Annotated in this window: 21 protein-coding genes; 9 read left to right on the forward strand and 12 right to left on the reverse strand. The window is 71.1% G+C overall.

From position 1 onward, the window contains the following. Positions 1-32 precede the first annotated feature (32 nt). Complete coding sequence (locus Voc01_RS46365) at positions 33-908, reverse strand: SDR family NAD(P)-dependent oxidoreductase (protein ID WP_203934175.1); 876 nt, start codon at positions 906-908, stop codon at positions 33-35. A 152-nt stretch (positions 909-1,060) separates the two neighbouring features. Here Voc01_RS46365 and Voc01_RS46370 point away from each other — a divergent pair, with 152 nt between their 5' ends. Then, a complete protein-coding gene (locus Voc01_RS46370; protein WP_203934176.1) occupies positions 1,061-1,507 on the forward strand; it encodes a DUF4190 domain-containing protein in 447 nt (148 codons plus the stop codon). On the opposite strand, the gene Voc01_RS46375 is transcribed toward Voc01_RS46370, so the two are convergent. Further along, positions 1,501-2,439, reverse strand: coding sequence for an HpcH/HpaI aldolase/citrate lyase family protein (locus Voc01_RS46375; protein WP_275423827.1), 939 nt, complete (start codon positions 2,437-2,439; stop codon positions 1,501-1,503). The genes Voc01_RS46370 and Voc01_RS46375 overlap by 7 nt on opposite strands. Positions 2,440-2,512: 73 nt before the next feature. Here Voc01_RS46375 and Voc01_RS46380 point away from each other — a divergent pair, with 73 nt between their 5' ends. Next, positions 2,513-3,349: an SDR family NAD(P)-dependent oxidoreductase gene (locus Voc01_RS46380; protein WP_239160988.1), complete on the forward strand. Its 837-nt coding sequence runs from the start codon at positions 2,513-2,515 to the stop codon at positions 3,347-3,349. 24 nt (positions 3,350-3,373) lie between these two features. Continuing rightward, positions 3,374-3,847, forward strand: a complete 474-nt coding sequence (locus tag Voc01_RS46385) for a hypothetical protein (RefSeq protein WP_203934177.1) — start codon at positions 3,374-3,376, stop codon at positions 3,845-3,847. An 11-nt stretch (positions 3,848-3,858) separates the two neighbouring features. Here the strand turns inward: Voc01_RS46385 and amrA are convergent, their stop codons facing one another. Both amrA and Voc01_RS46395 read right to left on the reverse strand, forming a co-directional pair. Beyond that, entirely contained in the window at positions 3,859-4,425 is a 567-nt protein-coding gene (gene amrA / locus Voc01_RS46390) for an AmmeMemoRadiSam system protein A (protein ID WP_203934178.1), read from the reverse strand. 57 nt (positions 4,426-4,482) lie between these two features. Next, on the reverse strand, positions 4,483-5,217 hold the full coding sequence (locus Voc01_RS46395; protein ID WP_239160989.1) for an HAD family hydrolase: 735 nt from the start codon (positions 5,215-5,217) through the stop codon (positions 4,483-4,485). 83 nt (positions 5,218-5,300) lie between these two features. Between Voc01_RS46395 and Voc01_RS46400 the strand changes: the two genes are divergently transcribed. The 4 genes from Voc01_RS46400 to Voc01_RS46415 all read left to right on the forward strand — a co-directional run bounded on the left by Voc01_RS46400 (position 5,301) and on the right by Voc01_RS46415 (position 9,415). Then, positions 5,301-6,230 (forward strand): DMT family transporter, encoded by a 930-nt coding sequence (locus tag Voc01_RS46400; protein WP_239160990.1) that lies wholly within the window; start codon positions 5,301-5,303, stop codon positions 6,228-6,230. 34 nt (positions 6,231-6,264) lie between these two features. After that, a complete protein-coding gene (locus Voc01_RS46405; RefSeq protein ID WP_203934179.1) occupies positions 6,265-7,524 on the forward strand; it encodes a magnesium transporter MgtE N-terminal domain-containing protein in 1,260 nt (419 codons plus the stop codon). Next, the gene (locus Voc01_RS46410; protein ID WP_203934180.1) at positions 7,517-8,146 is read left to right on the forward strand and encodes a DUF1003 domain-containing protein; all 630 of its coding nucleotides are present in this window, start codon (positions 7,517-7,519) and stop codon (positions 8,144-8,146) included. Before Voc01_RS46405 ends, Voc01_RS46410 begins: the two co-directional genes overlap by 8 nt. 90 nt (positions 8,147-8,236) lie before the next feature. Further along, a complete protein-coding gene (locus Voc01_RS46415) occupies positions 8,237-9,415 on the forward strand; it encodes an Mrp/NBP35 family ATP-binding protein (RefSeq protein WP_203934181.1) in 1,179 nt (392 codons plus the stop codon). Here Voc01_RS46415 and Voc01_RS46420 read toward each other — a convergent pair. The 7 genes from Voc01_RS46420 to Voc01_RS46450 form a co-directional block, all read right to left on the reverse strand. After that, positions 9,412-10,992: a glycoside hydrolase family 13 protein gene (locus Voc01_RS46420; RefSeq protein ID WP_239160991.1), complete on the reverse strand. Its 1,581-nt coding sequence runs from the start codon at positions 10,990-10,992 to the stop codon at positions 9,412-9,414. The two genes, Voc01_RS46415 and Voc01_RS46420, sit on opposite strands and share 4 nt — an antisense overlap. 16 nt (positions 10,993-11,008) lie before the next feature. Next, the gene (locus Voc01_RS46425; RefSeq protein ID WP_203934182.1) at positions 11,009-11,956 is read right to left on the reverse strand and encodes a carbohydrate ABC transporter permease; all 948 of its coding nucleotides are present in this window, start codon (positions 11,954-11,956) and stop codon (positions 11,009-11,011) included. After that, a complete protein-coding gene (locus Voc01_RS46430) occupies positions 11,953-12,855 on the reverse strand; it encodes a carbohydrate ABC transporter permease (protein ID WP_203934183.1) in 903 nt (300 codons plus the stop codon). Before Voc01_RS46430 ends, Voc01_RS46425 begins: the two co-directional genes overlap by 4 nt. Positions 12,856-12,940: 85 nt before the next feature. Then, on the reverse strand, positions 12,941-14,302 hold the full coding sequence (locus tag Voc01_RS46435) for an ABC transporter substrate-binding protein (protein ID WP_203934184.1): 1,362 nt from the start codon (positions 14,300-14,302) through the stop codon (positions 12,941-12,943). A 557-nt stretch (positions 14,303-14,859) separates the two neighbouring features. Beyond that, positions 14,860-15,864 carry a LacI family DNA-binding transcriptional regulator gene (locus Voc01_RS46440; protein ID WP_203934185.1) on the reverse strand — a complete coding sequence of 335 codons (1,005 nt, stop codon included), beginning with the start codon at positions 15,862-15,864 and terminating at the stop codon, positions 14,860-14,862. 38 nt (positions 15,865-15,902) lie between these two features. Then, on the reverse strand, positions 15,903-16,331 hold the full coding sequence (locus tag Voc01_RS46445; RefSeq protein WP_203934186.1) for a twin-arginine translocase TatA/TatE family subunit: 429 nt from the start codon (positions 16,329-16,331) through the stop codon (positions 15,903-15,905). A 16-nt stretch (positions 16,332-16,347) separates the two neighbouring features. Continuing rightward, positions 16,348-17,592, reverse strand: coding sequence for a S1C family serine protease (locus tag Voc01_RS46450; protein WP_203934187.1), 1,245 nt, complete (start codon positions 17,590-17,592; stop codon positions 16,348-16,350). Positions 17,593-17,721: 129 nt separating this feature from the next. Here Voc01_RS46450 and Voc01_RS46455 point away from each other — a divergent pair, with 129 nt between their 5' ends. Further along, positions 17,722-18,357: an O-methyltransferase gene (locus tag Voc01_RS46455; protein ID WP_203934227.1), complete on the forward strand. Its 636-nt coding sequence runs from the start codon at positions 17,722-17,724 to the stop codon at positions 18,355-18,357. Between the two features lie 39 nt (positions 18,358-18,396). Next, entirely contained in the window at positions 18,397-19,386 is a 990-nt protein-coding gene (locus Voc01_RS46460) for a DNA glycosylase family protein (RefSeq protein WP_203934188.1), read from the forward strand. A gap of 89 nt (positions 19,387-19,475) precedes the next feature. On the opposite strand, the gene Voc01_RS46465 is transcribed toward Voc01_RS46460, so the two are convergent. Beyond that, positions 19,476-20,996: a leucyl aminopeptidase family protein gene (locus Voc01_RS46465; protein WP_203934189.1), complete on the reverse strand. Its 1,521-nt coding sequence runs from the start codon at positions 20,994-20,996 to the stop codon at positions 19,476-19,478. Positions 20,997-21,059 lie beyond the last annotated feature (63 nt).

A 21,059-nucleotide genomic window follows, 5' to 3' on the forward strand; every position in this document is an offset into this window, starting at 1 on the left:
CATGACTGCGCGCGAACCTGCGACACGGGCTACTAGTACTGGTACTGGGCCTCGCGCACGCTGTTGCCGCCGTCGATCACGAGCATCTGGCCCGTGATGTACGACGCGCTCGGCGAGCACAGGAACGCGATCGTCGCCGCCACCTCGTCGGGGGTGCCGGGACGGCCCATCGGGGTTCCGTAGCCCTGCTTCAGCTCCACCAGCGTCGACGCACCCGTGTGGATGATGCCCGGCGCCACCGCGTTCACCGTGATGCCGTCGGCGACCAGCTCCATCGCCAGGGCCCGGGTGAGCCCGACGACACCCGCCTTCGCCGCCGCGTAACCGGCCTCGGCCGGCAGAGCGTTGACCGGCCCGGCCGTCGCGGAGAGGTTCACGATGCGGCCCCAGCCGTGCTCGGTCATGCCACCGACGAACGCCCGGCTCACCAGGAACGCGGTGCTGAGGTTCCGGTCGATCTCGGTGCGCCACTCCTCGTAGGTCAGCTGTGCGACCGGACGGACCACCTCGGGGCTGGCCTTGCTCGCGAGGCCCGCGTTGTTCACGAGAATGTCGACGGTGCCCATCTGCTCGGCGATCGCGTCGGCGAGCGCGCCGACCTCGGCCTCGACGGTCAGATCCGCGACGAAACCGGTGACGCCCAGCTCGCCCGCCCGCTCGTGGATGCGACGGGTGGTGGACACGATCGCCACGTTGGCGCCCATCGCCCGCAGCCGCCGGGCCGTGGCGTAGCCGATGCCGTCGGGGCTGCCGGCGCCGGTGACCAGGGCCGTACGACCGGCCAGACGCTCCGGGAACGAGTCACCGAACGACTCGCCGGCCGGTGCGGCGCCGGCCCCACCCTCGACGTTGCTGCCGGTGGGGACGGAACGCAGGTTGGGTCGCCTGGTTCGAGGGTCGGAAACCATAGGCCGATCCTGCCTGGCGTACGGAGCGGTAGCAACGACAACGGGTACGAAACACCCGCAGCGCCCGAGCCTGGCGCAATGGGGGACACCGTGGGGTGGTGGCGGCGGGCTACGCTGGCCCGCAGACTCCTTCGACCCGCGAGGCAATGATCATGTCGTATGGGCAGCAGCCGGGCAACTGGTCAGACCAGTCGTGGCCGAACCCGAACCAGCCCTACTCAGATCCGGGTTACCAGGGCCAGTACCCCGGGTACCCGCAGTCGGCCGTTCCGGCCAGCCCGGGGTACGGGTACGGGTACCAGCCGCCCGCGCCGATGCGTCAGACCAACGGTCTCGCCATCGCGGCGATGGTCGTGTCGCTGGCGAGCATCGTCGTCTGCGGGTTCCCGGCGATCGTCGGCGCGATCATGGGTCACGTCGCCCGGCGCCAGATCCGCGAGCGCGGTGAGGACGGCGACGGCATGGCGCTCACCGGCGTCATCGTCGGCTGGATCGTCTTCGCCCTCACGATCATCGGCTGGGCCGTGTACGTCATCTTCTTCGTGTGGCTGGTGACGTCGACCCCCGACTACGAGCCGTCACCCTACTCGACCTACTGAGCCTCGAACCGTGACGTGCGCGTGAGGCCGGCCGCCCGGCCTTTCGCCGCGATCACGAGCGCCATCTTCCGCGACGCCTCGTCGATCATCTCGTCGCCCAGCATCACCGCACCGCGCCTGCCGCCCGCCTCCGACGTGTAGTGCGCGTACGCGTCGAGGATCAGCTCGGCGTGGTCGTAGTCCTCCTGCGACGGCGCGTAGACCTCGTTGGCCGCCTCGATCTGGCCGGGGTGCAGCACCCACTTGCCGTCGAACCCGAGGGCGGCCGACCGCTTCGCCACCGCACGGAAGCCATCGACGTCGCGGATCTGCAGAAACGGGCCGTCGATGGCCTGCAGGTCGTGCGTGCGGGCCGCCATCAGGATCCGCATCAGGATGTAGTGATATGGATCACCGGGATAGTCGGGGATCAGTGCGCCGACCGACAGCGACCGCATGTTGATCGAGGCCATGAAGTCGGCGGGACCGAAGATGATCGTCTCGAGCCGGGGCGAGGCGGCCGCGATCGCGTCGACCTCGACGAGCCCGACAGCGTTCTCGATCTGCGCCTCGATGCCGATGCGGCCGACCTCCAGACCGACGGCCTTCTCGATCTGCGTCAGCGTGATGTCGAGCCACTGGATCTGGCCGGCGTTCTGCACCTTGGGCAGCATCACGCAGTCGACGTTCGGTCCGGCGCCCTCGACCACCTCGACCACGTCGCGGTAGGTCCACTCGGTGGTCAGGTCGTTGACCCGCACCGCACGCACCTTGCCGCCCCAGTCGCCCTCGTTGAGGGCGGCGACGACGTTCTTCCGGGCCTCCGCCTTCGCCAGGGGGGCCACCGCGTCCTCCAGGTCGAGGAACACCTGGTCGGCGGGGAGCCCCTGGGCCTTGCCGAGCATCTTGACGCTGGAGCCCGGCACGGCCAGGCACGATCTACGGGAGCGCACCTGTCTATTTTGTGTCAGCCCGCCGGTGCCCCTCGTGCGGCGGCGGCGGATGTGGCGAAGGTAGCCTCGGCGCGTGGCTGCCGCAGCGCGCGATCTCACGGGTCAGGTCATCGTCATCACCGGCGCGAGTTCCGGCATCGGGCTCGCCGGCGCCACCGCGCTGGCCGCGCGCGGCGCCGGCATCGTGCTCGTCGGCCGGAACAAGGAGCGGCTGCAGGAGGCCGTGAAACAGGTCGCCGCCGCGGGTGGGCCGCGCCCGTTGTCGTACGAGGCCGACTTCAGCCGTCTCGACGACGTGCACCTGCTCGGCGACCAGCTGCGCCAACGGCTGCGGAAGATCCACGTGCTGGCCAGCAACGCCGGCCAGGTCGTTCTGAGCAATAAGACCACAGTGGACGGTCACGAGCAGACCGTCCAGGTGAACCACCTCGCGGGTTTCCTGCTCGCGCACCTGGTACGGGAGCAGCTGCGCGGCGGCCGGCTCGTCGTGACCTCGTCCGACGTGCACAAGAGCCAGGCGATCGACCCCGCCGACCTGTCGGCCACGACCGGCTGGAAGGCGTACGGGGCGAGCAAGTCGGCGAACATCCTGTTCGCGCAGGAGGCCAACCGGCGCTGGCCCGACATCACCTCGGTGAGCTTCCATCCCGGCGTCGTGCGGAGCCGGTTCTCCTCCGGCACCGCGATGCGGCCGCTGTTCGCGTTCAACCCGTTCCTGATCTCCACCGAGAAGGGCGCCGACACGCTGGTGTGGCTGGCGTCGGCGCAGCCGAACGAGCTGCGTCCCGGCGCGTTCTACGTCAAGCGCAAGGAGAAGACGCCGTCGCCGCACGCGACCGACCCGCAGGTGGCCGCTCGCCTGTGGGACGCCAGCCTCGCCGCCGTCGGCATCGGCTGGAACCAGCACTAGGCACTAGGCACTAGGATCGGCGCGATGGCGCATCCGCTGGTTCCCGAGGTCGGCAAGAAGGCCGCCGTGGCGTGGCTCGGTGGCCGGATGGCCTGGTGCGCCTGGTTCGACGACGCGCTCTACGTGGTCAGCGGGCCCGGTGAGCAGGAGCTGGGCGAGCTCCACGACGGCATCGAGGTGACGCTGCGGGGCGACCACGGCGGCCGGGTCGTCACCTGGCCGGCGGCGGTCACCCGCGTCGAGCCCAGCGGCGAGGAGTGGGAGAAGGTCGCCCCGCAGCTGGCCGGCAAGCGCCTCAACGCGGCGGGCAGCACCGACGAGGTGGTCGCGCGGTGGGCGTCCACCAACGTGGTCTACGCCCTACGGCCCGGCAGCGACGCGATCACCGGAACCGACCTGCCCGACGGGTCGCTCGCCGCGCCGCCGCGCCCGAGCGGGGCGGCCCGGCCGACGAAGCGGCCGTTCCGCCTGCACCGGGTGCGGCGTCACAAAGGCTGACCCACCCCTCGTCACAAGGGCTGACGCGGCGAACGGTCGCGGTACTCCGCGGTGGTGTACGTCGAGGCGGTGAGCCCCGGCGGCCACCCGGCGGCGGGCCACCCGCCCTTGGCCAGCAGGGAGTCGACGAAGACGTCGGGGTCGGACAGCTTCGCCCACACGGCGGGCAGGAACGTGGCCCGGCGCTCCCCGTCGGTGATCAGGACCCCGTCGACGCCCGGGCGCAGGGCCGCCACGAACTCTGCCCGCGTGCCGGCCGGGATCGCGCGGCCGGGGGCGAGCACGGCTACCTTCACGTCGAGCGCGGGCCACTCGGCCGCCTCCACCGGTGCCATGCGGGGGTCACGCATGGCGCGCTGCGCGTTGCGGATCACGTCGAGGTAGAGCGGGCGAGCCGCCTCGATCGTGCCGATGCATCCCCGGAGCCGCCCGCCGGCCTCCAGCGTGACGAATGACGCGCCGGGCACCGTGAGCGCGGCCCGGTCGGGTACGTCGTCGGGGACCGGGCGCCCCGTGAGGCGTGCCCGCACCACGGCGGCGGCGAGCCGGGCCAGGGCCGCGCCGTCCGCCTGCTCCACCCCAACAGCCTCGGAAGGGATCACTCTGCCCACCTCCACGCGGAGGGTCGCCGATGATCAGGCACCGATTGTCCCGCCGCTCCCCTCAAGATCGCCACAGACCAGCGGCAGTACCTCACGGAGCGAGGTCACCGACGGACCGCGGAACGCCTGGTCCGGCTGGAACGTGAGGTGACCGGTGAGGTCTGGTGCGTCCAGGCGGACCGCGCTCATGCCCACGGCGGTCGCACCCGTGAGCTCCCGGCTGCCGCCGTCGCCGACGTACAGGCACTCGGCGGGCGCGACCCCGAGCCGGTCGCAGGCCTCGAGGAACAGGGCCGGGTGCGGCTTGCACCGCCCGACCCGCACCGAGAACACGTGCACGTCGAGCAGCGGGTACACCGGCAGCTCAGGCAGCAGCTCGGGCAGCTCGTACCAGCAGTCGCTCACCACGGCCGTCCGCAGGCCGCGTTCGCGCAGGCCGGCCAGCACCGGCACCGCGTCCGGCCGCAGCGGGCCGTCGGCGCCGATGGTCGCGATCCGTTCCGCGCGCACCGAGCGCAGGGTCAGCGCCGACGGTCGCGAGCCGAGGATCCGGGCCAGACCGTAGAGGACGTCGAGCGGGTTGCCGAGGCGGCCGGTGGCCCGCAGGTAGAACGTGCGCGACATGAGGTCCAGCCACGACTCGGGCTCGCACCCGAGGCTGCGGGCCATCCGGGCGTGTGCCGGCCCCTGTCGGACCGCACGGCTCAAGGTTCCGAAGTAGTCGAAAACGACGGCCCGGAGCGGGCCGGTCAACAGAAAGTGACTCACAGCTCTCGCAACGTACCCAGCCCTGAAACTCAACCAAACGTGTCGGCAAGGCGACTCTGAGCAACCTGGCACGATGGGGCACCGTGTCCAGGCTCGGCTTCCCGGTGGTGCTCGCGCTATGCGTCGCGGTGGTGAGCGTCTCCACCTCGGCGCCGCTGATCGCCTACGCGGCCGCGCCGGCGCTCGCCCTGGCGTTCTGGCGCAACGCGCTCTCGCTGGCGGTGCTCGGGCCGGCCGCCGCGGGGTCCCGCGGCCGGGCGCAGTTCACCGACCTGGTCCGCCATGACCGCCGCACGCTCGCGGTGTGCGTGCTCAGCGGGCTCGCGCTCGCGGTCCACTTCGGAACGTGGGTACCGAGCGCCAAGCTGACGACGGTCGCGACCGCGACGGCGCTGGTCTGTACGACGCCGATCTGGTCGGCGGTGATCGCCACCGCGCAGGGCACCCGCCTCCCGCGCGTGACCTGGATCGGCATCGCGATCGCCGTCGCCGGCGCGGTACTGGCGACCGGCGCCGACTTCGCCGTCTCCGGCGACGCCGTGCTGGGCGACGTGCTGGCGCTGATCGGCGGCGTCGCCGGCGCGGTGTACTTCGCGCTGGGCGAGCGGGCCCGCACGGTCGTCAGCACCACGGTCTACTCGACGACGAGCTACTCCGTGTGCGCGCTGGCCCTGCTCGTGGTGTGCCTCGCCACCGGCACCGAACTGGTCGACTTCCCGGCCACGGCGTGGCTCGCCATCGTCGGCACCACCGTGTTCCCGCAGCTTCTCGGGCACACGATGGTGAACTACGCGCTGCAGCGGGTCTCCGCGACGACCGTCAACGTGCTGCTGCTGCTCGAGGTGCCGGGCGCGACACTGCTCGGCTGGCTGCTGATCGACCAGCTTCCCGATGTCCGCAGCGTGCCGGGTCTGGCGATCCTCACCGTCGGGGTCGCCGTGGTCCTCGTCGGCGCGGCGCGCGCATCCCGGGCGACGGTCATCGAGGACGCGGCGCAGCAGCCGACCTTGTAACCAGGTGTAACCCGCTGTCCCATAGGCTGTTCGCGTGACCGCGTCCCGGATCTTCCTGGCCCGCGTCGCCGGTGTTCCCGTCTTCGACCCCAACGGAGACCAGGTGGGCCGGGTGCGCGACGCGGTGGCGCGTCCCCGGGCGGCGGGCTCGCCCCGGGTGGTCGGCCTGGTCGCCGAGATGCCCATGCGCCGCCGCATCTTCCTGCCGATCGGCCGGGTCGAGGCGATCGATGCCGAGGCGGTCGTCCTCGGTACCGGCACGCTCAACCTGCGCCGGTTCGAGAAGCGCCAGGGCGAGCTGCTGGTGCTGGAGCAGCTGCTCGACCGGCGGGTCACCGTGGCCGCGACGGACGCGTCGGCCACCGTGGTCGACGTCGCGATGGAGGTCGACCGGTCGGGCAACTGGTCGCTGAACAAGGTCGCCATCCGCGAGTACACCGGCCTGCTCACCCGCCGCGGCCAGCTCCGCCAGGTCTCCTGGTCGGAGGTGCGCGGCCTGGCCGGGATCGGCGACCATCACGGCACTGCCGGCATCCTCGCGCTGCTGCACGACATGCGCCCGGCCGACCTGGCCAACGCCCTGCAGGACCTGAACGACAAGCGCCGGTTCGAGGTCGCCGAGGCGCTCGACGACGAGCGGCTCGCCGACGTGCTGGAGGAGCTGCCCGAGCACGACCAGATCGAGATCCTCGCGGCGCTGGCCCCGGAGCGCGCGGCCGACATCCTCGAGGAGATGAACCCCGACGACGCGGCAGACCTGCTGGCCGAGCTGCCCGAGGGCGAGCAGGAGGCGCTGCTCGATCTGATGGAGCCCGACGAGGCCCAGCCGGTGCGGCAGCTGCTCGCGTACACCGAGGGCACGGCCGGTTCGGTGATGACGTCCGAGCCGGTGATCCTCGCGCCCGACGCCACCGTCGCGGAGGCGCTGGCCCGCATCCGGGAACCCCAGCTCGCCCCCGCCGTGGCCGCGCAGGTGTTCGTCGCCCGGCCGCCGATGGCCACCCCGACCGGTCGTTACCTGGGGGTGGTGTTCTTCCAGCGTCTGCTCCGCGAGCCGCCGTCGGCTCTGGTCGGCGGCATGATCGACAGTGACATCGACCCGCTGTCGCCGGAGGCGCCGCTCGGCGAGATCACTCAGCGGATGGCCACCTACAACCTCGTGGCGATGCCGGTGGTCGACGACAAGGACCGGCTGGTCGGCGCCGTCACCGTCGACGACGTCCTCGATCACCTGCTGCCGCGCGACTGGCGCGACCGCGCCACGGTTCCGGTGCCGGCGGTGCCCAATGGCTGAGCGCGTGCCCGACCGGACGACCGACCGGCGGCGGCTCGACCAGCCGCGTGATCCGCGTCGCATCTCGCTGCCGCGGTGGGACCCGGAAGCCTTCGGCCGGTTCTCCGAGGGCATCGCCCGGTTCATGGGCACGGCCCGGTTCCTCGTCTACATGACGGTGTTCATCCTCGCGTGGATATGTTGGAACGTTCTCGCGCCTGCTGGCCTCCGTTTCGACCCATATACCTTCACGTTCCTCACGCTGATCCTGTCGTTGCAGGCCTCCTACGCCGCGCCGCTGATCCTGCTGGCGCAGAACCGGCAGGCCGACCGCGACCGGTTGACGATGGAGGAGGACCGCCGGCGGGCCACCGCGCAGAAGGCCGACACCGAGTACCTGGCCAGGGAGATCGCGGCTCTGCGGATCGCGATGGGCGAGGTCGCGACGCGTGACTTCCTGCGTTCGGAGCTGGCCCGCATGGCCGAGGAGCTCGACGACGCGGCGCACCGCCGCAGCAAGGCCGACCGCAAGGAGCTGCGCAAGCACGTGCGCGCCCTGTCCGACCCGGCAAGCGAAGCCGAAGCCGCCGCCGACGGCTACGACGACGACGAGGTCCTCGACAAGCCCGCCCCGCGCCGCTGATGGGTCACGCCCGCGGAGGCGGGCGCAGACAACGGACCCGGGTCCCGCGCCCGCGGAGGCGGGCGCAATCAACTGAGTACAGTTGCAGGAATGTCAGCCCCTGCACCGACGCTCGACGAGGCCGTCGCCGCCGCACTGGCCAATGTCCAGGATCCGGAGATCCGTCGGCCGATCACCGAGCTGGGCATGGTCCAGTCCGTTTCGGTGGGCTCTGACGGATTGGCCCGGATCGGCATCCTGCTCACGGTGTCGGGCTGCCCGTTGAAGGACAAGCTGCGCCAGGACATCACCGCGGCCGCCACGTCGGTGCCCGGCGTCACCGCGGTGGAGATCGACTTCGGGGCGATGACCGCGGAGCAGCGGCAGGAGCTGCAGGCCAAGCTGCGTAGCGGCGGCGGCAGCCACGCGGGCCACGGGCACGGCGGGGGCGCCGAACCGGTGATCCCGTTCGCGCAGCCGGAGTCGCGGACCCGCGTGTACGCGGTGGCCAGCGGCAAGGGCGGGGTCGGCAAGTCGAGCGTCACCGTGAACCTGGCGGCGGCGCTGGCCAAGCGCGGCCTCTCGGTCGGCGTGGTCGACGCCGACATCTACGGCCACTCGGTGCCCCGCATGCTGGGCGTCGACGGCGGGCCCACCCGGGTCGAAGACATGATCATGCCGCCGCAGGCGGTGCACGGCATCAAGGTCATCTCGATCGGCATGTTCACCCCCGGCAACGCCGCGGTGGTGTGGCGCGGGCCGATGCTGCACCGCGCCCTGCAGCAGTTCCTCGCCGACGTCTACTGGGGCGACCTCGACGTGCTGCTGCTCGACCTGCCGCCGGGCACCGGCGACGTGGCGATCTCGCTGGCCCAGCTGCTGCCGAGCGCGGAGATCCTGGTGGTCACCACCCCGCAGCAGGCCGCCGCCGAGGTCGCCGAGCGGGCCGGCGCCATCGCGCTGCAGACCCACCAGCGCATCATCGGCGTCGTCGAGAACATGTCGTGGCTGGAGCTGCCCGACGGCACCCGCATGGACGTGTTCGGCGAGGGCGGCGGGCAGACGGTCGCCGACTCGCTGACCCAGGGCATCGGCGCGAAGGTCCCGCTGCTCGGCCAGATCCCGCTCGAGCCGAAGCTTCGCGAACTCGGCGACGAAGGCACCCCGATCGTGCTCGCGGCACCCGAGTCGCCGGCGGCCAGGGCGCTGACGGCGATCGCCGACACCCTGGCCGTCCGGCGCGACTCGCTGGTCGGCAAGCGCCTCGGCCTGCGGCCCGCCGGGCGTTAGCGGCGCAGCCAGGCGGTGGCGTCGGGCGCCAGCCGTCCGTCTTCCAGCGGCACGCTGGTGAGCAGCACCTCCGTGTGCGGGGGCAGGTCCACCGACGCCGGGCTCAGGTTCGCCACGCAGGTAAAGCCCGGCTCGCGGTCGAAGGCCAGGACCCCGTCGGTGACGTCCGTCCGCCACTCGATCGTGCCGGCGCCCAGGGCACCGGTCGAGCGCCGCAGGCGCAGCGCCTCGCGGTAGAGGCAGAGCATCGAGTCCGGGTTTCCGGACTCCGCGGTCACCGTGTAGGCGCGCCAGCCGTCCGGCTGGGGAAGCCAGGGCTTCTCCCGCGCATCGGCCGGGGAGAAGCCGAACGGCGACGTGTCGCCGCTCCACGGGATGGGCACGCGGCAGCCGTCCCGGCCGGGGTCGGTGTAGTTGGAGCGCCTGTAGAAGGGGTCCTGGCGTAGCTCGTCCGGGATCTCGGTCTCGAGTTCCGGCAGCCCCAGTTCCTCGCCCTGGTAGACGTAGACGGCACCGGGCAGGGCCATCATCAGCAACGCCGCGGCGCGGGCGCGCCTCGTGCCGAGGGCGAGGTCGCTCGGGGTGCCGAAGAGCTTGCCGCCGAACGAGAACGTCGTGTCGGGACGGCCGTACCTGGTGACATGGCGGGTGACGTCGTGGTTCGACAGCACCCACGTGGCGTGTGCGTCGACCGGTGCGTGTGCGGCCAGCGTGGCGTCGACGCACTCGCGCAGCACGGCAGGGTCCCAGGCGGCGCTGAGGAACATGAAGTTGAACGCGGTGTGGATCTCGTCGGGACGCAGGTAGGCGGCGAAGCGCTCGTGGTCGGGCAGCCAGATCTCGCCGATCAGCACGCGGTCGTCGGCGTACGAGTCGGTGACCCGGCGCCAGCCCTGGTAGATCTCGTGGATGCCGTCGCGGTCGGTGTAGGACTCCGGGTGCGGCAGGTCGAAGTCCTTGATGAGGACGGCCGCGGAGTCGATGCGGATGCCGTCGACGCCCCGGTCGAGCCAGAACCGCAGCACGTCTTCGAACTCGGCCCGCACCTCCCGGTTCTGCCAGTTGAAGTCGGGCTGGCCGGGGTCGAACAGGTGCAGGTACCACTGTCCATCGTGGACCCGCGTCCACGCCGGTCCCCCGAAGATCGACTCCCAGTCGTTCGGAGGCTGGTCCCCACGCCCGTCCCGGAAGATGAAGCGCGACCGTTCAGGCGTTCCCGGACCGGCGACCAGCGCCGCCTTGAACCAGGCGTGGTCGACCGAACCGTGGTTCGGCACGACGTCGATGATCATGCGGAGACCGAGGGAGTGCGCCTCCTCGATGAGCTTCTCCGCCTCGGCGAGCGTGCCGAACGCAGGGTCGATGGCGCGGTAGTCGGCCACGTCGTAGCCGCCGTCGGCCATCGGCGACGGGTACCACGGCGTCACCCAGATGGCGTCGACGCCAAGCTCCGCCAGGTACGGCAGCCGCGACCGCATACCGGCCAGATCGCCGACTCCGTCGCCGTTCCCGTCGGCGAAGCTGCGCACGTACACCTGGTAGATGGCCGCACCGGGCCACCATGCCTGAGTCGACACGTAGTACCTGCTCTCTTTAACCCTTGATACTGCCGGCCGAGAGGCCGGCCAGGATCTGCCTCTGGAAAACAAGGAAAACGGCGATCATCGGGATGCTGGCGATCGCCAGCCCCGCCATCAGCTCGGTCGGCGTGACGAACGTGGTGCCGGCGAGCCGGGACAGCGCGACGCTCAACGACTGCGACTCCGGGTCCTGCAGCACCAGCAGCGGCCACAGGAAGTCCTTCCACATCGCGATGATCGCGAAGATCGAGATGACCGCGAGCACCGGACGGCTCAGCGGCAGCACCACGCTCCACAGCACCCGCAGCCGGCCCGCGCCGTCGATCGCGGCCGCGTCGAGCAGGTCGTTGGGTATCTGGTCGAAGAACCGCTTGAGGACGTAGATGTTGAACGCGTTCGCGGCGGCCGGCAGCCACAACGCCCACGGCGTGTTCAGCAGTTGCAGGTCGGCGACCGTGAGGTAGGCCGGGATCAGCAGCGCCGACGCGGGAAGCATCAGGCTCGCGAGCATCAGCCCGAGCACGACCTTGCCGAACATCGGCCGCAGCTTCGACAACGCGTACGCCGCCGCCACGTCGACGACGATCTGGAACAGCCAGCCACCGATCGCGTAGTAGACGGTGTTGACGAAGAACTTCGCGATGTCGAGGCGGGTCCAGGCGTCGCTGTAGGTCTCGGGATGGAACGTCTGCGGGATCAGCGTCGGGTTCGTCTGCGCGTACTCGGCCGGCGACTTCACCGCGCTGGCGAACATCCAGTACAGCGGGAAGACGAACGCGATCGTGAACCCGACCATCGTGAGCGTCAGCACGATCCAGTAGATGACGCGCGACCTGGTCCGGTTCAGCTCCTTCTCGGAGATGAGGGTTCTCGGGCCGCTTCCCAGCGGCTTCCGTCGCCTGGGCGCGGCCGCCCGGGGTTGCGCTTGTGCGGCGTGACGCGGCGGCGCGGTCATCGTCATGTGTCCTCCTGGCCCCGGGTAAGGCGGAGATAGACCGCCGAGAACAACGCGAGCACGATGAACAGCAGCACGCTCATCGCCGCGGCGAGCCCGAAGTCCTGGTTCACCACGAACGCGTAGCGGTAGACGAGGATCATCACGGTGATCGTCGACGGTGTGGTGGTTCCGGTGAGCTGGTAGGGCTCGATGAACACCTGCATGGTGGCGATGACCTGCAGCAGAAGCATCACCAGCAGCAGGAAACGCATCTGCGGAAACGTGACGTAGCGCAGCCGCTGCCAGAGGCTGGCACCGTCGATCTCGGCGGCCTCGTACAGCTCGCCGGGGATGTTCTGCAGGCCGGCCAGGTAGATGATCGTCGCGCTGCCCATGTTGGCCCACGTCGACACGAGGACCAGCGAGATCATCGCGGTGTCGGCGTCCTGGGTCCAGGCACTCGTGGGCAGGTGCAGTCCACTGAGGACGGTGTTGAACAGGCCCGCGCCGGGATCGTAGAAGTACTGCCACAGCAGGACACTGACGATCGGCGGCAGCATCACCGGCAGGTACACGGCCAGCCGGAAGTAGCCCTTGAAGTGCCGCAGCTCGTTCAGCAGGATCGCGAGCGCGAACGGCACGAGGTAGCCGAACACGAGCGCCAGCCCGGTGAACTTGAGCGTGTTCCACCACGCCGTGAGGAACAGCGGGTCGTCGAAGACGCGCTCGTAGTTGTCCAGGCCCACCCAGATCGGGTCGGTGACCAGGTTGTCCTGCTGGAAGCTCAGCATGATGCCGCGCAGCATCGGCCACCAGGAGAACAACGCGAAGCACACCAGTGCGGCGGCGAGGAAGGCGTAGGCGAGGGCGTTGTCGCCGATCTTTCTTCTGCGCCGGGCACTCGTGTGCGTCAGAACCGCCATTACGTGCGTCACCTCTTGGCTTGTGAACCCCCGGCGGCCGCGACCCGGGCGGCGGCCGCGACCACCGGGGGTTTCCCCGTTTTTTCTACTTTGGTAGAGCCGACAGGATCTGGTTGACCTGCTTCTCCGCGTCGGCGAGAAGCTTGTCGACGTTCGCGTTCCGGTCGGTGAGGACGCCCTGCATGGCCGTGTCGAGGACCGCGTAGATCTGCTGCGCCGCCGGCGGCTCCACCTTCAGCGGGATCTTCTCGGTGCTCTCGGTGAAGGCCTTGTAGTTGTCGGTGGGGACGTTGCCGTACTGCTTCGCCGCGGCGAGGTACTTCTCCTCGGCCGCGCCGGTGTAGAGGTTCGGCTGGGGCAGGCCGACCGGAACCTTGTCGGCGGCCTTGCGTTGGAAGTCCACTGCCGCCCGGTCGGGGTTCGTGTACATCCAGGTCAGCCACGTGAGGCCGGCCTTGATCTTCGCCGGGGTGGCCTTGGCGTTGAACATGAACGCCTCGCCGCCACCGAGCGTCGCCTGGCCGCCGGGGATCGGGCCGAGACCGTAGTCGTTGTAGTTGCCCTTGTACTGGTTGACGATCGTCGGGATGTTGTCCGGCGCGGCCACGTACATGCCGAGCTTGCCGGAGCCCATCATCGTCAGCAGGTCGGCGTACTCGAGCAGCTGCTTCTCGCCCATGCTGTTGTCGGTCCAGCGCATGTCGTACAACTGCTGGAGGACCTGCTTGCCCTTGGCGTCGTTGAACGCCGCCTTCCAGGTGTCGCCGTCCTGCTTGGCGATGTCGCCGCCGAGCGAGTAGATCTCGGCGGTGAAGTGCCAGCCGCCGGTGTTGCTCTTGCTGTAGTCGCCGTAGCCGACGTGCCCGTCACCGAGCGCCGCGATCTTCTTGGCCGCGTCGCGGACCTCCTGCCACGTGGCCGGCGGCTTGTTCGGGTCGAGCCCCGCCTTGGTGAACACGGCGCGGTTGTAGAGCAGGCCGAGGGTGTAGTTGGTCCACGGGAGGCCGTAGACCTTGCCCTTGTCGTCCTTGAAGACCTTCATGAGGTCGGGCTTGATCTGCTCGACGACCGGGAAGTCCTTCAGGTACGGCGTGATGTCGGCGACCTGCCGCTTGGCGATCAGCTGGGCCGGGTCGGTGAAGTAGACGTAGAAGACGTCCTCGAGCTGCCCACCGGCGAGCTTGGAGGAGAACGTCTTCGGGTCCATCTTCCCTTCCTTGGCATCGATCTTGATCTTCGGATACTTCTTCTCGAACTCCGCCACGTCGGCGAGGTAGTTCTTGCGGTTCACCTCCTCCGTCTCCGGCGGGAGCGCGTTGACGGTGATGGTGACGACGCCGTCAGCGGACTCGCCGCTGTCTTCGTCTCCGTTGCAGGCGGCCGTCCCGAGAACAAGGCCGGCGGCGAGCAGCAGGCTGACCGCTCTGCCGCTGCTGGCTCTGATCATGTCGAAGTTCCTTCCACTGCCGTATGGGCACATGGGCGTGGTGGATCGGCCGGCGGGCGGGCGGCCCGTCGGCGGTGGGTTGCGTCAGTTGTGGCGGGTGGGTGGGTGGACCGGCGGGGCGCCCTGCGCGCGAAGCGCGGGACGGTGCCGGCGTAGCCAGAAGGGTAGGCGTCGATCCCGCAAGAAGTAAATACACGGATGCAAAAAAGCCATTGCGCAACGAACAGAGCGGGCGAGATTGGCGAAAGCGCTGGTCAGCGCGCTGGTTCGCGCCGATCTTGCAGTTGTAGCCCCGGACCAAAAGCCGCGAATGGGCGGGAAAGGGCGGCCACGACTGCAAGATCGGCGGGCGGAAGAGGCGCGGGCGGGCCGGCGTGCGGGGCGGGCCGGCCAGGAGGCACGGGGCGCGCGTGGCCCGGGGCGCGAGCGCGCGTGGCCCGGGGCGCGAGCGCGCGTGGCCCGGGGCGCGGAGGCCCGGGTGTGCCGGGGCCCTGCTACGGGGCGGTGGCGTTCAGCGGGCGGGGCGCGCGGGCCGGGTTGCTACGCGGCGGTGCGGTTCAGCGGGCGGGGGCGGTCGAGCCGCGCACCACCAGTTCAGGCTCGAAGAGGAGTTCGTCGGTCGAGATGACGGCACCGTCGATCTGGCCCACCAGGAGTTCCACCGCCGCCCGGCCCATCGACTCGATCGGCTGGCGCACCGTGGTCAGCGGCGGGTCGGTGCAGTTCATGAACGCCGAGTCGTCGTAGCCGACCACCGACAGGTCCGCCGGCACCGACCGGCCGCTGCGGCGGGCCGCCCGGATCGCACCTAGCGCGAGCGGATCGCTGGCGCACACGATCCCGGTGATGCCGCGCTTGATCAGCCGGGTGGCGGCGGCCTGCCCGCTCTCGATGGAGAACATTCCGTGCTCGAACTGGTCGTCGTCGAGCTTGATGCCGGCGGCCGCCGCGGTTTCGCGGAAAGCGACCTCCTTGCGTCTCGACGGAATGTGATCCGGCGGGGCGAGCACCATGCCGACGCGGGTGTGGCCGAGCGCCAGCAGGTGGCCGAGGGCCTGCTCCACCGCGACGGCGTCGTCGCAGGAGACGCGAGGGAAGTCGAGCTGGTCGATGGCCGCGTTGATGAGTACTGCCGGCAGGCGGCGTTCGACGATGCGACCGTAGTGCGCGTGCGGCGCGTCGGCCTGCGCGTAGAAGCCGCCGGCGAAGATGATGCCGCTCACCTGGTGCTGCAGCAGCAGCTCGACGTACTCGGCCTCGGTGACGCCGCCCGCCGTTCTGGTACACAGCACCGGCGTGAAGCCCTGCTGGGCCAGCGCGCCGCCGACCACCTCGGCGAACGCGGGGAAGATCGGGTTCTGCAGCTCCGGGAGCACCAGCCCGACCAGGCGGCCGCGGTCGCCGCGCAGCTGGGTGGGCCGCTCGTACCCGAGCACGTCGAGAGCGGTGAGCACCGCCTCGCGGGTGTTCTCGGACACCCCCGGCTTGCCGTTCAGCACCCGGCTGACCGTGGCCTCGCTGACCCCGACCTTCTTCGCCACTTCAGCAAGGCGACGCGTCATGGCCGCAATCTTACGACAGAATGCGCAAGCCGCTTACGTCAGGTTGCGTCGTCGTACCGGACGGCCGGCTTGGCCGTCGGCTCCGAGCCGGTGGTGGCGCCGGTGACCGAGCGCGTGCTCTTGTCGAGGTTCAGGGCATCCGTGGTGCTCTTGACCTCGCCGTACGCGCTGTCGGTCGTCTTCTTGATGTCGCGGTAGGCCTCTTGGAACGGCTTGCGCAGCGCGTCCTCCTCGGCCTCGCTCAGCAGATGCTTACGCAAGAAGGTCTTCGGATGGAGGTCTTCGAGCTCGATGTTGGTACCGAGTTCGCGCGACAGGTCGCTGGTGGCGTTGCGCGCCATTCCCCGCACCTTGCGCAAGAAGCCCATGGTGTCGGAGATCGCCTTGGGCAACCGGTCGGGGCCGATGATGAACAGCGCCAACAGCACGAGCGCCAGGATCTCGAAGCCCCCGAGATTCTCGAACACGCCGTGAGCCTACGACCTAGTTGGCATCTGCTGCCAGGGTCACCGACGCGCGCTGGTCGGCGCCGCTGCGTTGGTACTGCACCTGGACCACCGCGCCGGGCGGGTACTTGCGCACCAGGGCGACCAGGTCCTCCGGGTCCTCCAGCGGGTCGTCCTCGAGTTTCAGCACCACGTCGCCGGCGCGCAGCCCGGCCTGCTCGGCCGGTCCGCTCGCGACGACGCTGGCGAGCTTCACGCCGCCGGTCGGGCTGTTGTAGGCGGGATCGGTCGACGCGCCGAGCACCGTGCGGCGGGCCTTGCCCCGCTCGATGATGTCCCGGGCCTGCCGCTGCGCCTGGTTGATCGGGATCGCGAACGCCAGGCCGACATTGCCCGCCGTCTGCTGGTCGGCCGACAGCGACTTGATGACCGAGTTGATGCCGACCGCGCGGCCGGCGAGATCGAACAGCGGACCGCCGGAGTTGCCCTGGTTCACGGCCGCGTCGGTCTGGATCGCGGCGTAGTAGCGGGGGCTGCCGCTCTCCCCGGCGACCACCGGCCGGTCGGTCGCGCTGACGATCCCGTAGGTGACCGTGTTCGACAGCGCCAGCGGCGCACCGACCGCGATCACCGGGTCGCCGACCTGTACGGCGTCGGAGTCGGCGAACTCGACCGCCGGCAGACCGGTCTGGTCGATCTTCAACACCGCGACGTCGGACTCGGTCTCGGTGCCGATCACCCGGGCCGGTGCGGTGCGCCCGTCGGAGAACGTGACGGTGATCGTGGCGCCGCCGGACGCGCCACCGACCACGTGGTCGTTGGTGAGCACGTAACCGTCGCTGGAGACGATGAAGCCGGAGCCCAGGCTGCCGGAGTTGCCGACGCGCGCCCGGATCGTCACCACGCTCGGAAGCACCTTCTTGACCACGCCGGCCACCGATTCCGGTGCCCGGTTGGCCGCCTCGGGTGGACTGCCGCCGAGCTGGGTGCCGCCGCCGAGCGCACCGCCCCCGCCGCGCAGCGCGAACACGTAGCCGAGGGTGCCGCCGAGCGCGCCCGCCAGCAGGGCGGTGATCACGGACACCATGAGCACGAGGCCGAGACCGCGGCGCGGCGGTGGCGGCGGTGTCTCGAGCGCGACGGGCGGCGTGACACCGGGCGGCGGGGGCGTGTAGACCACCGCGGAGGCCTGCGGGTCGCGCCACGGATCGCTCAGCGCGTCGGACCACCACACCTCACGGGCCTGCCCTGCGCCTCGCTGCCAGGGCGATCCGTCCGTCACGATCGGCGCTCCTTCATCGACCGGGGCCAACCGCTGGTCGGTGGCACCTGTCCAGCATTGCACGTGGGCGCGCACACCATCTGCCACGAACGCTCACTAGGCTCGCTCCGGGACGGGAGGAGGTGCGCGATCACCGCGCGGTTCGAGGCGCACGTCCGGGACTTCGCCAACGGCTACGTCGCGGAGGACGCACTGCTCACAGCCGCCCGCGAACATGCCGAGGAGCTGGGGTTGGCGCCGGTGAGTCCGGCGGCGGGCGCCGCGTTGCGCCTGGTCGCCGCGGCCGGTGCGGCCCGCGCCGTGGTCGAGATCGGCACGGGGACCGGCGTGAGCGGGCTCTGGCTGCTCCGCGGCATGCGTGCCGACGGCGTACTCACCACGATCGACGTCGAGGCGGAGCATCAGCGGGTGGCGCGCCGGGTGTTCGCGTCGGCCGGCCTGGCACCGTCACGCACCCGGATCATCACCGGCCGGGCCCGGGATGTGCTACCCCGGCTCGCCGACGGCGTCTACGACCTGGTCTTCGTGCACCACGACCGGCTGGAGTACGCGGCGGCGGTGGCCGCGGCGGCGCGGCTCCTGCGTCCCGGCGGTCTGCTCGTGCTGGGCGACGCCTGGAGCGGCGGACGGCTCACCGACCCGACCGCGCGCGACCCCCAGACCGTCGCGCTCCGCGAGGTCCTGAAGGCGCTCCGCGACGAGGACGGCTGGCTCCCGGCGTTCCTGCCGACCGCCGACGGACTTGCCTGCGCGGTGCGCCGGTAACGCGTGCTTTCTGTCGTACCCCCCGTCGAGCCTTGACGCATGAACCCCGAACTCGCACACACCGTGCTCCTGCCAGCCGTTCCCCCGTTCTCCCTGGCCGCGTCGCTGGGCGCCATGTCCGGGTTCCGGCCGTCGGCCGGCGACCAGGCGGTCCTGGTCGACCGGGTCCGCAAGGGCCTGGCCCATCCCGACCATCCGCGTGCCGCCGTCGTCGTCGAGGTCAGCGAGCCGCCCGATGCCAGGCCGGGCGTGCGGCTCGACGTCTACGCCGACCGGCCGCTGTCCCCCGCGGGCGCCGGCCACCTCGAGCGGAGGGTCGCCGCGTGGCTGAGCCTCGGCGACGACCTGCGGCCGCTGCTCGCCCTGATGGCCGACGACCCGCCGGTCGCCGAGCTGCTCCCGCTCGTCGCCGGCCTGCACCAGGTGCGGTTCAGCTCGCTGGCCGAGGGTGCCACGTACTTCACGCTCACCCAGCGGTCCACCCAGTGGTTCGCCACGGCGCGCAAGGCGCGGATGGCGTCCGAACTGGGGCGCCGGATCGCGTTCGAGGGCGAGACCTACGTCGCCTTCCCCGGCCTCGACGAGCTGGCCGCCCTCGGCGCCGACGGCCTGTTCACCTTCGCCGGCAACGCCCAGCGCGCCCTCCGCCTCGCCGAGGTGCTGAGCGGGGTCGCCGCGCTCGACGAGCAGACCCTGCGCACCGCCCCTTACGACGAGGCCCGCTCGATGCTGCTCGGCGTACGCGGCATCGGCACGTTCACCGCCGACGCCATCCTGCTCCGGGTCCTGGGCCGCCCCGACGACGCCCCGTTGGAGATGAATCAGTTCACCACGATGACGGCCGAGGTCTACGGTCCGGCCGGCGCCCCGGCCCCCGCCCTGCTACGCGAACGGTACGAACCGTACGTCGGCTGGTGGGCGTACCTGTGCCGCACGGCGCTGGGGGTCCGCCGCCGGCAGGCCATGGCCGAGAAGGCAGCCGAGAAGGCAGCCGAGAGAGCGGCCGAGGCGACCGGGCGGGCCGCCTAGCGGCGCCCACCCGGAACGCGCGGACCGCACACCGAACGCGCGCCGCGCCCGCAGAGCGCGCCGTGCTCAACGCCTGTGTGCGGCGGCGGTCAGGCGGTTGCGGAGGCCTGGGTTTCCAGCCAGCGGACGAGGGTGCGCACGCCCCAGCCGGTCGCGCCCTTGGTCAGGTCACCGTCCGCCTTGTCCGACCAGGCGGGGGCCGACATGTCGACGTGGGCCCAGCGGTCGCGGTAGTCGCCGGTGAACTCACGGAGGAAGAGGGCGGCCATGATCGAGCCGCCGCCGATCTCGGTGGAGTTGACCAGGTCGGTGTCGTCGCCGTCGAGGGCGTCGGCGTAGTCGTCGTGCAGGGGGAGGCGCCACATGCGTTCACCGGCTTCGGTGCCGGCGGCCCGCAGTTCGTCGGCCAGGGCCTCGTTGTCGCTGTACAGGGCGGCGGTGCGCTTGCCCAGGGCGACGCTCTGGGCACCGGTCAGGGTGGCCAGGTCCACCAGCACGTCGGGGCGCAGCCTCCGCACCGCGTACTGCAACGCGTCGGCGAGCACCAGGCGGCCCTCGGCGTCGGTGTTGCGCACCTCGGTGGTGATGCCCCCGTAGTGACGCACCACGTCGCCCGGCCGCATGGCGCTGCCGCTGAGCATGTTCTCGGCGAGCGGCAGCAGCGCCGTGACCCGCACCGGCAGCTTGCGGGCCGCGGCGGCGAGGGTCGCGGCCGCCACGGCGGCGGCGCCGCCCATGTCCTTGCGCATCAGCTTCATGCCGTCGCGGCCCTTGATGCAGATCCCGCCGGTGTCGAACGTGATCCCCTTACCCACCAGCACCACGTGCCGGCCCGCCCCGCGCGGGCGCCACGAGATCTCGACGAACCGCGGCCCGCGCTCGGAGCCGCCGCCCACGGCGAGCACGCCGCCGAAGCCCTCGGCCACCAGCTGGGCCGGCTCGCGCACCGTGACGGTCACGCCGGTCAGGGTGCGGGCCTCGCGGCTGATCTGACGGGCCAGCCACTCCGGGGTCTTGCGGTCGCTCGGGGTGTTGGTCAGGTCGCGGGCCAGCATCACCATGCTGGCCGTGGTGCGGGCCGCCTCGAGTGGGGCGTCGAGGGCGGTGGCGGCCACCAGGGTCACCCGGCGCAGCTTGCGGCTGTCATCGTCGTCGCTGGCCAGGGAGAACCTGTACGAGGCCAGCCACAGGCCCTCGGCCAGGCCGCGCAGCTCCGGGTCGGTGAGGTCCGGGGGCAGGAGCACGGTCAGGCGGTCCTCGCCCTTGGCCTTGCGGGCCAGGGCGGCGCCCGTGGAGCGCCAGTCGGCCTCCTCGCGGTTGGCCACACCGGCGAGCAGCAGCCTCGTCACCGGGTGCAACGGCCGGACCCACGTGTGCACCGAGCCGGCCTTGCCCTTGTGCTTCACCTCGCGCAGGAACGCCGCCAGCTCGTCGGGCTCGGTACCCGTCGGCAGGGTGCCCAGGACGTCGAGCTCAGCCAGCTCGTCAGCGGCGTCGGAGACGTCAGCGGCGTCGGAGACGTCAGCGGCGTCGGCCGTCTGTCTGGCGACGGCCACGGCGACCACCGTGGCCGAACGCGGTACCGCGCGTGCGAAGCGCAGGTCCAGCATGGGGTCTCCCGTGCCCGGTTCCGGGCGGCAATGGTCACCCGCCGGGCCACGGCAGGCGAGGAG

Origin of the sequence: Virgisporangium ochraceum, from assembly GCF_016863655.1 — a bacterium.
Lineage (GTDB): Bacteria > Actinomycetota > Actinomycetes > Mycobacteriales > Micromonosporaceae > Virgisporangium > Virgisporangium ochraceum.

Coding starts and splice junctions, on each gene's coding strand:
- Voc01_RS46415 (WP_203934181.1), top strand. CDS start 8,237: ATGTCAGCCCCTGCACCGACGCTCGACGAGGCCGTCGCCGCCGCACTG.
- Voc01_RS46385 (WP_203934177.1), top strand. CDS start 3,374: ATGGCGCATCCGCTGGTTCCCGAGGTCGGCAAGAAGGCCGCCGTGGCG.
- Voc01_RS46435 (WP_203934184.1), bottom strand. CDS start 14,302: ATGATCAGAGCCAGCAGCGGCAGAGCGGTCAGCCTGCTGCTCGCCGCC.
- Voc01_RS46410 (WP_203934180.1), top strand. CDS start 7,517: ATGGCTGAGCGCGTGCCCGACCGGACGACCGACCGGCGGCGGCTCGAC.
- Voc01_RS46430 (WP_203934183.1), bottom strand. CDS start 12,855: ATGGCGGTTCTGACGCACACGAGTGCCCGGCGCAGAAGAAAGATCGGC.
- Voc01_RS46370 (WP_203934176.1), top strand. CDS start 1,061: ATGTCGTATGGGCAGCAGCCGGGCAACTGGTCAGACCAGTCGTGGCCG.
- Voc01_RS46440 (WP_203934185.1), bottom strand. CDS start 15,864: ATGACGCGTCGCCTTGCTGAAGTGGCGAAGAAGGTCGGGGTCAGCGAG.
- Voc01_RS46460 (WP_203934188.1), top strand. CDS start 18,397: ATGAACCCCGAACTCGCACACACCGTGCTCCTGCCAGCCGTTCCCCCG.
- Voc01_RS46465 (WP_203934189.1), bottom strand. CDS start 20,996: ATGCTGGACCTGCGCTTCGCACGCGCGGTACCGCGTTCGGCCACGGTG.
- Voc01_RS46365 (WP_203934175.1), bottom strand. CDS start 908: ATGGTTTCCGACCCTCGAACCAGGCGACCCAACCTGCGTTCCGTCCCC.
- Voc01_RS46425 (WP_203934182.1), bottom strand. CDS start 11,956: ATGACGATGACCGCGCCGCCGCGTCACGCCGCACAAGCGCAACCCCGG.